At 44.0% G+C, this 16,177-nt stretch carries 15 protein-coding genes; 2 read left to right on the forward strand and 13 right to left on the reverse strand.

Annotation, left to right across the window (positions count from 1 at the left end; genetic code table 11):
* Positions 1-397: 397 nt before the first annotated feature.
* The 13 genes from F0145_RS09750 to tilS form a co-directional block, all read right to left on the reverse strand.
* Positions 398-1,225, reverse strand: a complete 828-nt coding sequence (locus F0145_RS09750; protein ID WP_150088225.1) for an amidohydrolase family protein — start codon at positions 1,223-1,225, stop codon at positions 398-400.
* 2 nt (positions 1,226-1,227) lie between these two features.
* Entirely contained in the window at positions 1,228-2,583 is a 1,356-nt protein-coding gene (locus tag F0145_RS09755) for a purple acid phosphatase family protein (RefSeq protein ID WP_150088226.1), read from the reverse strand.
* A gap of 297 nt (positions 2,584-2,880) precedes the next feature.
* On the reverse strand, positions 2,881-3,741 hold the full coding sequence (locus F0145_RS09760; protein ID WP_150088227.1) for a fumarylacetoacetate hydrolase family protein: 861 nt from the start codon (positions 3,739-3,741) through the stop codon (positions 2,881-2,883).
* A 152-nt stretch (positions 3,742-3,893) separates the two neighbouring features.
* Complete coding sequence (locus F0145_RS09765) at positions 3,894-4,670, reverse strand: SDR family NAD(P)-dependent oxidoreductase (RefSeq protein WP_223815969.1); 777 nt, start codon at positions 4,668-4,670, stop codon at positions 3,894-3,896.
* An 83-nt stretch (positions 4,671-4,753) separates the two neighbouring features.
* Entirely contained in the window at positions 4,754-5,536 is a 783-nt protein-coding gene (locus F0145_RS09770) for a 3-keto-disaccharide hydrolase (protein WP_150088229.1), read from the reverse strand.
* Between the two features lie 427 nt (positions 5,537-5,963).
* Entirely contained in the window at positions 5,964-6,683 is a 720-nt protein-coding gene (locus tag F0145_RS09775) for a tetratricopeptide repeat protein (protein ID WP_150088230.1), read from the reverse strand.
* A gap of 219 nt (positions 6,684-6,902) precedes the next feature.
* Positions 6,903-8,069, reverse strand: a complete 1,167-nt coding sequence (locus tag F0145_RS09780) for a sialidase family protein (RefSeq protein WP_150088231.1) — start codon at positions 8,067-8,069, stop codon at positions 6,903-6,905.
* Between the two features lie 60 nt (positions 8,070-8,129).
* Positions 8,130-8,513 (reverse strand): DUF3037 domain-containing protein, encoded by a 384-nt coding sequence (locus F0145_RS09785; RefSeq protein ID WP_150088232.1) that lies wholly within the window; start codon positions 8,511-8,513, stop codon positions 8,130-8,132.
* Complete coding sequence (locus tag F0145_RS09790; protein WP_150088233.1) at positions 8,491-9,288, reverse strand: HipA family kinase; 798 nt, start codon at positions 9,286-9,288, stop codon at positions 8,491-8,493. Before F0145_RS09790 ends, F0145_RS09785 begins: the two co-directional genes overlap by 23 nt.
* A gap of 213 nt (positions 9,289-9,501) precedes the next feature.
* Positions 9,502-9,789, reverse strand: a complete 288-nt coding sequence (locus tag F0145_RS09795) for a hypothetical protein (protein ID WP_150088234.1) — start codon at positions 9,787-9,789, stop codon at positions 9,502-9,504.
* A gap of 452 nt (positions 9,790-10,241) precedes the next feature.
* Complete coding sequence (locus F0145_RS09800; protein ID WP_150088235.1) at positions 10,242-11,216, reverse strand: SPFH domain-containing protein; 975 nt, start codon at positions 11,214-11,216, stop codon at positions 10,242-10,244.
* Positions 11,217-11,232: 16 nt separating this feature from the next.
* On the reverse strand, positions 11,233-11,688 hold the full coding sequence (locus F0145_RS09805) for an NfeD family protein (RefSeq protein WP_150088236.1): 456 nt from the start codon (positions 11,686-11,688) through the stop codon (positions 11,233-11,235).
* A gap of 451 nt (positions 11,689-12,139) precedes the next feature.
* Positions 12,140-13,465 carry a tRNA lysidine(34) synthetase TilS gene (gene tilS / locus F0145_RS09810; RefSeq protein ID WP_150088237.1) on the reverse strand — a complete coding sequence of 442 codons (1,326 nt, stop codon included), beginning with the start codon at positions 13,463-13,465 and terminating at the stop codon, positions 12,140-12,142.
* A 47-nt stretch (positions 13,466-13,512) separates the two neighbouring features.
* Between tilS and F0145_RS09815 the strand changes: the two genes are divergently transcribed.
* Both F0145_RS09815 and F0145_RS09820 read left to right on the forward strand, forming a co-directional pair.
* Entirely contained in the window at positions 13,513-15,183 is a 1,671-nt protein-coding gene (locus tag F0145_RS09815) for an OstA-like protein (protein ID WP_150088238.1), read from the forward strand.
* Positions 15,184-15,259: 76 nt separating this feature from the next.
* Positions 15,260-16,096 (forward strand): outer membrane protein assembly factor BamD, encoded by an 837-nt coding sequence (locus tag F0145_RS09820; RefSeq protein ID WP_150088239.1) that lies wholly within the window; start codon positions 15,260-15,262, stop codon positions 16,094-16,096.
* Positions 16,097-16,177 lie beyond the last annotated feature (81 nt).

Here is a 16,177-nt window from a genome sequence, read left to right on the forward strand (position 1 = left end):
TAGCCGCCAACCTTATTTATTTCCTCTTTGCTGCTTGACTACTGATTAGTAATAAGTAGTAGTTGTAAGAAGTAAGAACCTCAAGCCCCGGTACAGCAATGTAACGGGGCTTTTTGCTTTATAGGGAGATTGGGAAGGTTAAGAGGGGGGGGAAGTGGGTAGCTGTTCTTTTTTACAAAGTTTTTGAATAAATCTGCCTTATCGTTTTAGTTACTGACATTTTCCTGACAGCAGATTAGATATTATAACAGGCTATAAACATCCTGCCATCTATAAGCTACTTCAGCTTAGTAGGTAAATAAATGGGCGTTTAGAGCGGGTCTTCAACTTGCATAATAGAATAGCAAAGCGAATAGGTGTGCAATTATTTTAGCAATAAACTACTCGTTTGCGGGTCTTATAACTTGTAAAATTGTACAGCGTTGCTCCCTAATATTTTCTCCCGTTCCGCTTGCGTTAGCTGGTTTATATAATCTTTTACCAAGTTCATAACTTCTGTATATGAACCTGCCAGGGTACAAACAGGCCAGTCAGAGCCAATCATCAAACGGTCTGGGCCGAAAGCTTCCATTACTACATCTAAATAGGGTTTAAAATCAGTTGGTTGCCAGTAATGCCAGTCAGCTTCGGTTACCATACCCGAAAGTTTGCAGTACACGTTTGAATGATTAGCTAATTTTTGGATATGTTGTGCCCAAGGTAGCAATTGATGGTTTTTAATAAAAGGTTTGGCAATATGGTCAAGTACAAAAGGCTGATCCGGAAATTTAGATACAAACTCAGTTGCTACCGGCAGGTGCTTGGGATATATGAGAATATCATAAGTAAGGTTGAATTTTTGGAGCAAGCTAATACCACGTAAGAAATCCGGCCGCAATAAAAACTGGTCATCGGGTTCAGCCTGAACAACATGGCGTAAACCTTTCAATTTTAGGTTTTGGGAAAATTTGGCTAATTTGGTTTCAACATCCACAGCCTGTAAATCAGTCCAGCCTACTACACCTTTTATAAAATCATGCTGGGTAGCCAAGTTCAGCAAGAATTCAGTTTCAGCTTCAGTTTGTAAGGCCTGCACCGCTACGGAGCCAGAAAAACCATTTTGCTGTAGCAGAGGAGCCAAATGTTCGGGCAAAAAATCCTGCTGCAAAGGCTGCATGGTAGCATCAATCCAATCGTATGCGGAGGGGGAATATTGCCAGAAATGCTGATGCGCGTCTATATGCATGTTTATTTAGTTGGAGCTTTTAGGGTATTGGTAAACCGCCGCTCGGCTTTACTCGCAGTTTTGAGTTCGGTAACGCGGGCAGCCTCATCTTTTTGCTTTTGCAGCTCAAAGGCATCGTATAATTCGCCGGTTACGGTCATTGATTTGTAAATTAACTTATCTTGCTCAACCGTAATAACCTGATACAATTGAGTATTTTCGGCGCCCCGTTCCAGCCATTCCTTATCGCCCAATGTGTACATTTTTGGTCCACTGATAGATACCACATAAACCGGTGCCGTTTTAAGACAACCATTATTTTCTTTGCTTGCTGAACTAGCGCCCCGGGCATACGTATGGTCGTGACCTTGCAAAACCAAATCTACTTTGTATTTATCCAGAATGGGTTGCCAATGTTTTAATAAATTTTCGTTTTCGCGACCAATGGCAGTAGATTGTATTGGGTAATGACAAGTTACTACTGTCCATTTTTTTGGATTGTTTTTTAAAATTTCTTCCAGCCACTTGGCTTGGGCCGGCACCTTCCAGTAAGAATTCAGGCTAATAACCCGTAAATTCTGGTAATCGGTGTAATATACCAGGTCGGGCTCCGATTTAATTCCGTTATCGGGCAAATTAAACTGGGCTGCCCAGTGATGGGTAATACGGGGAAAACCTACAGCATTGCGGGTATATTCGTGGTTGCCGGCCACCAAAATATTAGGCACGGTGGCATGTATAAAAGAACCGGCGGCAAACCATTCCTGCCATTCGGTATCATCTTCCGGGTGGTTTATTAAATCGCCAACGTACAACATAAATTTAGCTTTAGGCACTTCGGCGTAAGCGGCCCTGATAACCCGCGACCAATGGGAAAATACCTGGTTTTGTACATCGCCGAAATAAATAAAGGAAAAAGGTTCGGGTTCTTGGCTGGCAGTTCTAAACTGAAACCACTCGCTCCAGTAAGTGCCATCACCTACCCGGTAAGCATAAAGGGTGTTGGGCAGTAATTGGGTAAAATTAACCGAATGATAGAGCGCCTCGCTCGTTTGGGTTTTAAGCGGCTCGGTTTGAGCTGGCAAAGCTTTAGCGTAATTAGCAAAATTGGCCGAGGCATCGGCCAGTGCAATTTCCGCCAAAGGCGTCTTAACAGATTTATCGGTGCGCCAGGTAACGGTTTGAGAAGTAGTTGGATCGGTTTGCCAGGTTAAAATAATGCGATCAGGTCGGGGCGTTGGCGTGGAGTTTACTTGTTTTACGGCAGTTTGGGCCACCTTTTGGGCCTGCAAATGTAGCGGCAGCAGACAAGCCGTAATCCAGGAAAAATTTAATAAAACAAATATTAAAAACTTTACCCGCATGTGTTCCAAACGCATTTCTTAAGCCTTAATTGTTCTGGTTAACTCAGATGTAAAATATTGATATAGCATTAGAGCCAAAACTGTCTAATAAATACGCTAATTAACGGATGCAGGTAGTAGATTCCGGTTATAACCTTTCGGATAATTCGGAGGGTTTCTAAAATATCACGGGCTAGTTGGTTAGCTGCTAATATTTTTTACTAATAAATTAGTTTTGTATGCTTACTAAGCTGTACTTAATCATTACACTTTTTTGTGAAAACAAAACCAGCTTTTTTTAACTTAAATGAAAAAAAGCTGGTTTTGGAATATTTAAGCTGGGCTATAAGCTTTTGCCACTTGCCGCGACTCGCCTAGACCTTCAATGCCTAGTTCTACCACATCGCCGGGCTTTAAATATTGCGGGGGCTTAAAGCCTAAACCCACACCCGCCGGCGTACCCGTAGAAATAACGTCGCCGGGCAGCAACGACATAAACTGGCTTAGATAGCTCACAATAAAAGGAATTTTAAAAATCAGGTTAGCAGAATTGCCATCCTGCTTGGTTTCGCCGTTTACTTTCAGCCACAAGCGCAGATTGTGTACATCATCAAGTTCGTCGGGGGTAGCCATAAACGGGCCGAGCGGCGCAAACGTATCGCAGCTTTTACCTTTCACCCATTGCCCGCCACGTTCCAACTGAAAAGCCCGCTCGCTGTAGTCGTTGTGCAGGGCGTAGCCAGCTACGTAATCCAACGCTTCTTCTTCTGATACATAAGACGCTTTTTTGCCGATTACCACCGCCAATTCTACTTCCCAGTCAGTTTTTTCGCTGTTCTTCGGAATAATTAAATCATCGTTCGGACCAACCAAAGAAGAAGTTGCTTTAAAGAAAACAATCGGTTCGGTGGGTAGCGCCATATTGCTTTCGGCGGCATGGTCGGAGTAGTTCAGGCCAATGCAAATTATTTTACCCGGTCGGGCAATAGGCGGCCCTAGGCGCTCTTCGGCAGCAACGCGCGGCGCAGATTCCTGGTTTTGCGCCAGCCAGGTAGCTAAGCGGGTTAAACCATTGTTCTGGAAAAAATCTTCGGTATAATCTTCACCAAATGCGCTCACGTCTAAGCGGCTGCCATCGGGTAATAACAATCCTGGTTTCTCACTGCCAGGCTGACCAAAACGAATTAATTTCATTTATATAAGTTTTAAATAATTTATAGTATCAGGTATCAAGTAGCAGGTATCAGGAATGAAGAGCCTTGCTTGGTTTGGGTTTTATCGCTGTTTGTTAAGGTTTTGAATTTATAATCTACAGAAACTAGTTTTGCTAAATCGGGCTGAATAAATTAAGTATTCAGGGTGATAAAGCCGCCGTCGATGGGGTAATTGGTGCCGGTTATAAAAGCCGCTTCGTCGGAACAGAGGTATAGGGCCAGTGCGGCTATTTCGTCGGGGGTGCCCATGCGGCCAATAGGTTGGGTTTTCGATAATTTATCGAACATTTCCTGTTCCTGGCCCGGATAATTTTTTTTCAGGAAGCCGTCTACAAAAGGCGTATGCACCCGGCCGGGCGCAATGCAGTTGCACCGAATGTTATTTTTAATGTAGTCGCGGGCCACGGAGTAGGTCATGGTAAGTACGGCCCCTTTGCTCATAGAGTAGGCAAACCTATCCGGAATGCCAATAACCGAAGCTACGGAGGCCAGGTTTAATATTACGCCGCCACCAATTTCCTGCATGTGCTTTACGGCTGCCAGCATACCGTTGTAAACGCCTTTTACATTTACCTGGTAAATCCGGTCTAAGTCGGCTTCGGTGGTTTGTTCAATATTGCCAATGTGCGCAATGCCGGCATTATTTATGACAATATCAATGCGGCCGGTTTGCTGCTTAATATTTTCGAAAACGGCAGTTACTTCTTCTTGGTTGCTTACGTTGCAGGCAAAGGAATCGGCTTGGCCACCTTGTTCGGCAATATCTTGCAGGGTTTGCGTGGCTGCCTCCGGGTTAAGTTCCAGAATAAAAACGGTAGCCCCCTGGCGGGCAAAAAGTTTAGAAATGCTACGACCAATGCCGCTGCCGCCACCGGTTATTACAGCCGTTTTACCGGCTAAATTAAATATTGACATAGTGCCTTTGGGTTAATATAATGTCAGATTTCTGCTAACCAGAACCGAGCATTACAGGTAAACTTTAATATTATTAATTATAATTCGCGCAGCCAAATATTGCGGAAACGTACCGGATTGCCGTGGTCCTGCAATTGAATAGGGGCTTTGCCGTGCGCTTTATAAGATGGTAAGCCAATATATTCGGTAGCGCCTTTTATTTCGGTATTATGTTGCACCACTACCCCGTTATGAATTATAGTTACCCGGGCCGGCATTATTAACGTGCCATTTTCTTTAAAACGAGGAGCCGTGTATAAAATATCGTAGGTATTCCACTCGCCGGGTTTGCGCATGGCGTTTACCAGGGGCGGCGTTTGCTTGTAAATACTACCGGCCTGGCCGTTGGCGTAAGTACGGTTGTTGTAATTATCCAGCACCTGCACTTCGTAACGGTCTTGTAAAAATATACCGCTGTTGCCGCGCCCCTGGCTGTTGCCTACCACTTCGGTTGGCGCCGACCATTCTACGTGTAGTTGAAAATCTTCGAAGTTTTGCTTGGTGGTAATAGCGCCGGTACCTTTGGTTACAATCATGGCACCATCTTTTACCTGCCACTTAGCGGCACCACCGTCTTTGCCTTTCCATTGCGACAGATCTTTACCATCGAATAAAATAATAGCATCGGAAGGGGCAGCAGTGCCGGTGCCCGGCGTAATTGTTTTTACTTCGGGTTCCCAGAACTCGGTCATCTCGGGTACCATTTTGGGAGGCTTGGGTACCGCACCTGGTTGGGTTTGGGCCTTGGCCTGACCAAAAACGAATAAACCGGCCGCCAGGGCAACTAAGGCCAACTTATTAAAAGTTATAGCGTGAATCATAATTATTGGTGGTGTTGAATATTTTGCGCGTTTAAATATATTAAATATTCTTTCTCTTATGCAAAACTATAGCAAGAATAGGAGATAGCGGCTAATATATTCTGTAATAAATTGAATATTTAATAGTAAATAAATTCAAATTGAAGGCTTTGTAAAGATGCTGCTGGTGGCTAATTGCGTAAGGAACTGCACGGACTTCTATGCAAAAGATTCTTGCTAAATGAGTAATGTGTATTATCATCTAAAACCTTAATTTTATATGAAACCTTAATTTTTTATGCTAAGGAATATGTGCTTTTTCTTTTTGAAAAGGAATTTGTGCTTTGACAAGTTATATAAAAGCAAAAGCCCCGGTTTTGCCGGGGCTTAAAAGTATTTTAGACGCTATTGCGGTGTAGTTATTCTGGGTAATTAATTATCAGATAGATTATTTGCAGGATTTTGTTTGCAGTTCGCGGGCTTCTCTGGAGCCCATTTGGGCAGCCTTTTGTAAATCGGTGCAGGCAGCGGTTTTGTTATTAAGCATTAACTGGCTGTAACCGCGGCCATAATAAGCATTAGCAAGTTTGGGATCTAGTTTAACAGCTTCGCTAAAATCGGCTAAGGCACCTTTGTTATCACGCAAATTCATTTTGGCAAAACCGCGCTCAATGTAAGAATCTATGGCATCGGGTTTCATGGTAATACTTTTGTCGAAATCTGCAATTGCATCTTTTTGTTGATTCAGGTAAACTTTGGCGATACCCCGGTTAAAGTAAGCATCGGCATCATTGGCGCCTAAGGCTACGGCTTTGTCGTAATCGGAGAGCGCGCCAGCATAATCTTGTTTCCGGATTTTTAAGGTAGCGCGGTTGCGGTAAGCTTCCGCATTTTTTGGCTCCTTGCCAATAACTTTATTAAAATCGGCTAATGCACCAGTAAAGTCGTTTACTTCTAGTTTAGCCAACCCACGGTTGTTATACGCCTGCATAAAAGAAGGCTCAATGTATATGGTTTTGGAATATTCTGCAATTGCTTCTTTGTAAAGGCCGGCATCATAATATTTATTAGCCTTATCTAACGATGGATTAACCAAACTTACTTTTTGGGCAATAACGTTGCTGCTAATGGAAAACAAAAGCGCAATAATAAAGCAAAAATTTTTCATGAGTACTGAGTAAGTAATTATGCAGGCAAGGTCAAAAAGTGTGCCCGAAGCCCTAACTATTTTCTTTCACGAAAAAGTTTCCGGAAAATTGTTTCGGAAGGGAATATTTTGGTGATACAACTGCTTTCTTTGAAAAGGATAAATATTTCTAAATTAGTTCGGAAGCTTTGATTCTGGCTTATTGCTAAGCCTTAATTATTACAAAGGCTAAATATTATATCAGGGCTTCCATTTAATCTTTTTAAAAACAATTTGCTTGTAATTATCCCGCTCGTACAACACCCCAATTTCACTTTTAGAAATATTTACCAAATCGGAATATGCGGTAAAATTGGGTTGGTTGGGGGCGGTACTTTTGTCGATTAATATATTTTTGGGCCAAGATTTACCTTCGTCGTAGCTAATGCGCAAGGTAAGGTTATCGCGCAGTTTGGTACTGGCGGCATTGCTGAAAGCAATAATATTTTTACCTTTTTTCTTACCTAACGTTAGCAGGCTGCCTTGGTTAACCGGGTCTATTAAGGTGTGGTCGAACCAGGTACTATCCCAGGTGGTTCCGCCATTGCTGCTTACCGAAATAATCCGGGCCCGAATATCGCCTTTCTGGTTGCGCGAGTTCATCAGGAGTTTACCCCCCGAAAGTTCGGTAGCCGTAGATTCGTTGGAGCCGGGCACCTGTACCGTAATTCCCAGTTTAAAGGTTTTGCCGTGGTCGTCGGTGTAAAAGCAGTGGGCCTGGTAATCCTGGGCTTGCGGCTGCGGATTGCCCGCCGAGTGGTTAGCAGCTACAAAAATGCGGCCTTTGTAAGCACCCGAGGCAAATTGCATGGCGTGGCCGGGAGTATTGGCATAACTGCGCCAATCTTCTGAAAAATTATAAGCAACGTTTATCTGGGGCTGTTTCGGCCGGTGTACCTGGGTGGTAATATTTACGGGCTCCGACCAGGACAGGCCGCCGTCAGTGGAAGTTTTGTACCATACTTCGCGCAAGCCGTTTCCTTTTCTTACTTCGTTTTCGTGGTTATTGCCGGTATTGTAAAACAAAAATATGCGCCCTTTGGGGTAAGCAGGGTCTTTAACATCTACCACCGGCGCCGGATTACCGGCTTGTAAATTATTGTAATCTACCACGGTTTGCAGGTTGCTCCAGGTTTTGCCTTTATCGGTGCTACGCTTCAACACAATATTTATGTCGCCGAAATCGCCGGCACCCTGCACCCGGCCTTCGGCAAAAGCCAGCAAATGCCCGTTTGGTAATCCAATAATAGCTGGTATGCGGTAAGATTGATGTCCTTCCGTTCCGGATATATAAACCGGTACAACAGTTTGCGCCCGCAGGACTAAGGCACAAAAAATTAAAGTACAGGCCAAAAATATTCTTTTCATCCGGAAGATTTTATAAGGGTTTATAATTATTAAGGAGACTAATTTCCGAGGAATATTCGGTTACACAACCAGCTTGGCGTAGAGTTTTTCCAGGGTTTCTTTAGGATCGGTACACAGGCCGGGGTGTACCGCCGAGGTTTGTACCACGGTGCTGCGGGTAGCAGTTAACCAACGAAACCGGGAAGCTATGGGTAATTGCCCAATGGAGCCGCCCTGGCTGCGGCCGGCACAAATGCGTTCGAAAGCCCGGAGGCGTTCCTGCAGTTCCGGAATATTTAGTTCGGGGTTAAAAGCCCGCAACCGTTCGGCGGGTAAGCTATAAATAGTTTGCAAAAAGCCCTGGCTGGCGCAATACAGAATTACGCCCACGTTCATAAATTCTTCGCGTTCTACGCAGGGCACCACCCGGATTACGGCGTACTCAAACAAGTGCTTTTCTGGCATGTTGCGCGGCTTTTACAAATATTTCGGATGCGGCCACCCGGTTAACTAAAAAATGAAAGTAGGCCTGGCGGTATTCTTCCGCGGTTGCAAACGGCGAATCGCCGGTTAACCAAGCGTCGGGAATAAGGGAAACAATGGCTTGGATGCGTTCGAGGCTTAATATTTGCCGGAATTCAGCATCAACCAGTTCGAGTTCAGAAGCCTGGGGTAGCAACACGTGGTCTTTTATTTGGGCAAATGGCCGGCGGGCTTGTTCTTCCAATTCGGGCCACGAATGATGAAAGTAAAACGCTGCGCCGTGGTCAATCAGCCATAATTCTTTGTGCCACATGAGCATGTTGGTGTTGCGGGGCGTGCGGTCTACGTTGGTAATGAGGCAATCGAGCCAAACAATTTGGGAAGCCAGCCGGGCATCAACGGTATTTACCAAAGAGTCGAAGGTAATAGCGCCCGAAAGATAATGCACGGCCAGGTTCAGGCCTTCGCTGGCCCGGAGTAAATCCTGAATTTCTTCGTCGGGTTCAGTGCGGCCAAAAGCTTCGTCGAGGTAAGCAAAAACTATTTCGGGTACCCGTAAACCCAAAGCACGGGCTAGTTCGCCGGCTACCAGTTCAGCAATTAAAGCTTTTTCGCCTTGGCCGGCTCCCCGGAACTTTAAGGCGTACAAAAAATCATCGTCGGCCTCCACAATGGCCGGCAGCGAGCCGCCTTCCCGCAAAGGCGTTACGTACCGCGTTACCTGCACCGTTCTTAACTCGGGTGAGTTATTAATCATAATAGAAACCTTTTCCGGAATTTAGCTTGCCAATGCCCACATAAGCCCAAATTCCCAGCCCAATTCTAATGGGCCGGAGCTTAGTTTAGCAGGGTGCAAATTGCTTAGAATTTCCGAAGAAAAGTACCACCCGTTTTTTTTTTAGCTTTTATTACTGTACAGTAACCTAAAAAATTTAAGTTGTTATACCAGGACAATGATTAAGGAGTATGCTTAATTCATTTTCTGGTTCTGATTTAGGTTTTTTATATGTTCCAGCAAAATAGCCCAAATGGTAATTAACAGAACCGGCGTGAAAATTATGATATACTTTGTCTCGAAATCTGTTTGAATAATTATGGTTAGATGAATAGCTGTAAATATTAATATTAAAATAGCTGCCTTTATTTTAGATGATTTTAGTTCTCTAAAATCTTTGGCCGCCGGATTGTAAATGCGTAACTGCTGTGAAATCTGCTCGGCAAGCCGGAAAAATGCTTCGTTTTCTTCTGCTAAAATCACCGCTTTAGCGGCGTTTACTTTTATTACTAATCGTTTGGTGTTGCTGTTGGACGAAAACTGATCTATTCTTTACCATTGAATACTTTCCCAGGCGATAAAAGGATAATGAGGCAATAGGATGCCTTGCGCATTTAAATAAACCTTGCCAGGTTTTCGGTAGAAAGCAAAAGCCACCGCTGTAACTATGCTCGCACACAGGAATATTCCGATTAATTGGACGGCCGTTTTAGCCAGGTAAGTGGGAAAAGAATACCAAATATAAGTATAAAGGTCAAGCTTGCTTTTGGATAGTTTTACTGGCCAGTTTGAGGGAATATTCTGTTGGGGTGTCCATAATTACTTTATAAACTAAATATTTAGCTTATCTATGGTATTAAAGTCAAAATTCAGGTAATTCTTAATATATAGAACTACCTGAATTTGTTTTATGCAGCAACCAACCAAAAATAGTTTTACCCAGCCGTATTTCTGGTGCTCTTGGGCAGGCCGTTAGTAGGAGCAAAAGCAGGTTCTTCTTTCATGCGGTTCATAACAGAGGTAATACTGCCTACTACGCCCGAAATATCGGCTAAGTCGGTGGGAATAATCATGGTGTTGTTGGCTTTAGCCAGTTTACCAAATTCGTTTAAATATTGCTCGGCTACGCGCAGGTTTACCGCATTCATGCCGCCTTCGGCGTTGATGGCCATGGCAATTTCGCGGATGCCCTGGGCGGTGGCCGAGGCAATGCGTTCTATTTCGGCAGCGCGGCCTTCCGCTTCGTTTATGCGGCGCTGCTTTTCGCCTTCCGAAACGGCAATCATTTGCGATTTTTCACCTTCGGCGCGGTTAATGCGGGCTTGCTTATCACCCTCCGATTCGGCAATAATAGCCCGTTTCTCGCGTTCGGCGCGCATTTGTTTTTCCATGGCATCGCGAATAGTAGCCGGTGGGTTAATATTTTTTACTTCGTAGCGGGTAACTTTTACTCCCCACGGCTCAGAGGCAATATCTACGGCGTTTACAATAGAAGCATTAATGGTTTCGCGTTCTTCAAAAGTGCGATCCAGTTCGAGTTTACCTACCACGCTGCGCATGGTGGTTTGGGCAATTTGGATGGCGGCAAAACGGTAATTATCGATGCCGTAAGAAGATTTAGCCGGATCTACTACCTGTAGGTACAAAATGCCATCTACTTCTACGGCAATATTATCGCGGGTAATACAATTCTGGGGTGGTACATCTATGGCCTGTTCTTTCAGGGTGTGGCGGTAAACAATTTTATCGATAAACGGAATAAGCACGTGAAAACCTGGTTCCAGGCTGGCGTGGTATTTACCCAATCGCTCTACAATAAAAACTGAGCGCTGCGGTACTACTTTTAGCGCCGATAAAAAAAGAAATACAATAAATATGGCTAAGCCAATTAATATGATAGTGGAAGTCATAAGCAATAATTTAAGTTTAAGCTAAAGGTTGTACTACTAAAACAATGCTGTCTTTGGCAATAATCCGGACGGTTTCGCCAGCGGTTACCGGCACCTGCGAAATGGCTTTCCAGTTGGTGCCCCGGAACTGCACGCGCCCGCCATTGGGGCCGGGCAAAATAGGTTCGCTTACGGTGCAAGTATGGCCGATAAATTCCTGGTTCAGTTCATTTGAATTTAAGTAAGGCGTAGCCGGGCTTTTATCTTTTACCAGGAAGCGCCGCAGCACGGCCAAACTAACTAATGAACTGATGATGAAAATAGATAACTGACCGTTGAAGCCAAAATCAAAGAGCAGGCAAGCCAGCGCAGTTAGCCAGGCACCCACCCCAAAGAATAATATAACAAGGCCGGGCAAAGCCAGCTCGGCCAGCAAAAAGGCCAAACCCACGATAAACCAGAGTATAGCCGGATTTTTTATGAGCTCATCCATAGCGATTTAATAAAGTATTAATGGTTAAATCTCAATATACAAAAAATAAATGTTTCTGGCAGCATTTAGCCGTGATAAATACCCCAGAGATACGCAATTGTTAGCGTATTAAGGTTATTTACAGAACCGTGAAAGTTATTAGTAAAAACAACAGTCTTACAAGCGTGGTGTGTTGTACCGTAAATATTGTGCGATTAAGTTTTGGAAGGAATTAATTTCAAAGAGTTATTTTTGAAAAAGCCCAGAAAGGGCGTAAATAATCCGCGATGGGTGCAGCCCATTGTTATAAGGAATATTTAAACAAGCCCTGCAAGGGCGCAATCCGGATAAGGAGATTTAGGATTGCGCCCTTGCAGGTCTTTTACTTTGTATTTTCCAAATACCCAGGACTGCACCCTGGGCTGGAATATTTCGCCCATTCAGGGCTTAATAAATATTCTTCGGCCCAATATTATTGCTGCACTTCTAATTCCAAAACTTGCTCGGTTTTATCGGTTACTTTAAAACGGTTATCCAGGCGGTGGCCAATAATCCAGACAACAGATTTATCGGAGGTAAGTACCATAATCTTAGCTTTTAAATTGACGGGTATTTTTTCGTTTATAAAAAAATCGCTGAGTTTCTTTTTGCCGTTCATGCCCAGCGGCACAAACCAATCGCCTTCTTTCCAGGGCCGTATTTTCAGCGGGAATTGCAGCAAATTTAAATCCAGGGCGGCAATATTTCGGCTACGCGGTATTTTGTAGTTTTCGGCGGGTAGCTGATGTATTTTTAGTTTCAGGCCGTTTTGATCGAAATATTCATCTGCCAAATTAATTTCGAAAGAGCCGTAAACCCGCAAATCTTTGGAGGTAATTACCAACTGGTCGCGGTCTTTTACCAGCACGTGCGTCGCCGATTGAAAGGTTTTGCCCGATATTCCTTCGAAGGTTTCCAGAATAGCGCGGGTGTTTTCGTAATTAAAATTATAATCGCGGAGCAATTCAAAAAGCACCACCGGCAATGCAAGGGCTTCCCGGAGGGGCGTTAAATTCAGGTAAGTAACGCCTGCTTCCTGGCGCAAAGCTTTTGTTTTTATCTCGTTAATATATGCCAGGTAAATTTGTTCGGCGCCCTGTATTTTTTCTACAGTTTGGTTTAGGGTGGTTTCTAAGCTGGGGTTAATATTTTTCAGAACCGGTATTACTTCGTGCCGGATAAGGTTGCGCTGGTATTTGGTGCTTTCGTTTGAGCTGTCTTCGCGCCAGATGAGCTGGTTCTCGGTTACGTATTCGTAAATATCGTCTTTGGTTAAGCAGAGCAGCGGGCGTATTAAATATGCTTTTTTAGCCGCAATGCCGTGCAGGCCAGCAATACCAGTGCCTTTGGTCAGGTTTAATAAGATGGTTTCGGCGGCATCGTTCTGGTGGTGCGCCGTGGCCACGTAGTTGTAGCCGAGTTGTTGCCTAAGCTGTTCGAACCAATTATAGCGCAAGGTGCGGGCCGCCATCTGGGTCGATATTTTTTCCTGCTGGGCAAACTCCAGGGTATTAAATTGTTCGCTGTAAAACGGTACGTTGTATTTTTTGGCTAGCTTTTTGACAAATATTTCGTCGGCATCGGATTCTTCGGCGCGCAGCCCAAAATTGGCGTGGGCCACGCAAAAAGAAATTTTTAGTTTATATAAAATATCGCACAGCACTACCGAGTCGATGCCGCCGCTTACCGTTGCTATTATTTTATCTGTTAAAGTAAAAAGCGCGTGTTGTTCGGCGTAGGCTAAAACTTTATTTATCATAGAAATAAGATTGGTATTTTGTAATTTTGCCAATTATTCAGATTTTAATGAAAAGAACCAACGTATTTTTTTCGATTCTTTTTTTACTCTTAACAACCCTAACGGTTAAAGCCCAGGACAAAATAGAAATATTGCCTGGGGTTGGTTCGTTGCAGCGAGGTGAAAAAAATGGCGTGGAATATTACCGGCTGTTGCAAAATGTGCAGTTAAAGCAAAAAGATACTTACCTGTACTGCGATTCGGCGCACTTTTACCGCGAACAAAACTACGTTGATATTTTCAGTAATGTGCGCGTGGTGCAAAATACTTTAACTGTTACCAGTACCACGGCTACCTACAACGGCAACCAACGCATTGCTACTTTTAAAGGCGGCGTTACCCTCCGCGACGAAAACCTGACCCTGACTACGCCTTCGCTCATTTACAACATGGCTACCCGCGTAGGGCGTTACACCGAAGGCGGGACTATTGTGGAAACCGAAAATACCTTAACCAGCCGGTCGGGTAATTATAACCTCGATTCCAAACTGCTATCTTTTAAAGGCAATGTGCACGTGGTAGGCAAAGATGCCGATATTAAATCGGACTCGCTGCAATATAATACGATTAATAAAACCGCGTATTTTGTTACGCTTACGCACATTAAAAATGAGCAAGGCAACTTAACGGCGCGCGGCGGTTATTATAATACCGTTACCAAAGAATCGCAGTTTTTAAATTCGCAGGTAGAAACCACCGATTATACCATTTCGGGCCAGAAGCTGTTCTACGACCGCACCCGGCAATATTTGCACGCCACCGGCAACGTAAAAATGGTATCGAAAGACCAGAAGAATAAAACTGTAATAACGGGGCAGGAGGCAAAACACTGGGAAGCTTTAGGCCGATCTAAAATAACGGGTAGCCCGGTTATGCGCTCCCTGGTTTCCGGCGATACCCTGTATATTTCGGCCGATACGTTGGTTTCGGTTGATAACAAGGACCCCAAAAAGAAAGATTTTCTCTACGCTTATTACGGCGTGCGCATTTTTAAAACGGATATGCAAGGCAAATGCGACTCGTTGAGTTATAACCTGACCGACTCGCTGATGATGATGAACGGCGACCCGATATTGTGGAGCAACAACAGCCAGTTGGTATCTAACAGAATGCACATGCAAATGAAAAACCGTACCATCGACCGTATGTATATGTATGCCGATGCCTTTATTGTGTCGGAAGATTCACTTAAAAACTTAAACCAAATAAAAGGTCGCGATATGACAGCGTTTTTCCAGGAAGGCGATATTAGAAGGGTAGACGTAAATGGCAACGGCGAAAGTATTTATTTTGCCTTGGAAGGCGACTCGGTACTAACCGGCATGAACAAAACCGTTTGCAGCGACATGGTGCTGAAGTTTAAAGATAAAAAACTCCAAACCATTTCTTTCCTGACCAATCCCGATGCCAGTTTTATTCCGCCGCACGAATTACAAGAGCCCGATAAACGCCTTAAAGGTTTTAAATGGCGGATAGACGAAAAGCCTACCAAAGCCCAGGTGTTGGCTAAACGCACCAAAAAATCGGCCAGGCCAGCCAAACCCGTTGTTGTAGCCGAAGAAAGCGATGCGCCGCCTAAAGCCACTAAAAAGGCAGAGCCACCCCGTAGGAAAGCAAGAAATAATGATAAACCCGCCGCTCCTAAAGTTAATGCCCGGCTCCAGCGGAATAATAATTAAGCTTTAACAATAGCAGCTACCAATGGCCGTTAACTTACTTGTATATGGAAAGAAATTTTCCTAATTTTGCGCGCGCATGAATTCTTTGTTAAAATCGATACTTCTTTTTTTCGCCGGCATTATGCTGTTAAGCGCTTGCGGCGATTACAATAAAATACTCAAAAGCAACAACGTAGACCAAAAATACGAAGCTGCGTTAAAATATTTCGAAAAGAAAGATTATTACCGGGCCGGGGTATTATTGGAAGAAGTTCGTCCGTTGCTGGCCGGTCGGGTAGAAGCCGAGAAAGCGGCTTTTTTATATGCCTATACCCAATACTACGAGCGGCTGTATGCTACTAGCTCCGAATTGTTCCGGAACTTTTTCGATACTTATGGCCGAAGCCCTTTCGCTGAAGAAGGCTTGTTTATGCACGCCAAATCGCTGTACTATGATTCACCGGATTTTAACCTCGACCAAACCAGTACCCAAACCGCTATTGTAGCCATCCAGGATTTCCTGAACCGCTACCCTGAGAGCAAGTACGAAGAAGAAGCCACCAAAATGTACGACGAGCTGGCTGCAAAATTAGAGCGCAAAGCTTTTGAAAACGCGAAGCTTTACAGCCAGATGCGCTATTACCAGGCTGCGGTAACAGCTTTTTCTACTTTTCAGCGCGAATACCCATCATCGACTTTTAACGAAGAAGCGGCTTATTTGAAAATTGTGGCGCAGTTTAACCTGGCCGAAGAAAGTGTGCCAGAAAAGCAGCGGGAACGTTATTTCGATACCGTTGGTTTTTATCAGGCGTTCGTCGATAAATATCCGAACAGTAAATATTTACGTAGTGCCGAAGGACTTTTTGATAAAAGTACCAAGCAACTGGAGCGCTTAAAAGCCCCCACCAACACGGCTAACGTAGAACAAAAATAAATATTAGACATTAGATGTTGGATATTAGATATTAGACACTAGATACTAGACATTAGAACTTGTATAAGAAAACTAATCCCT

Origin of the sequence: Adhaeribacter rhizoryzae (assembly GCF_008629685.1) — a bacterium.
Lineage (GTDB): Bacteria > Bacteroidota > Bacteroidia > Cytophagales > Hymenobacteraceae > Adhaeribacter > Adhaeribacter rhizoryzae.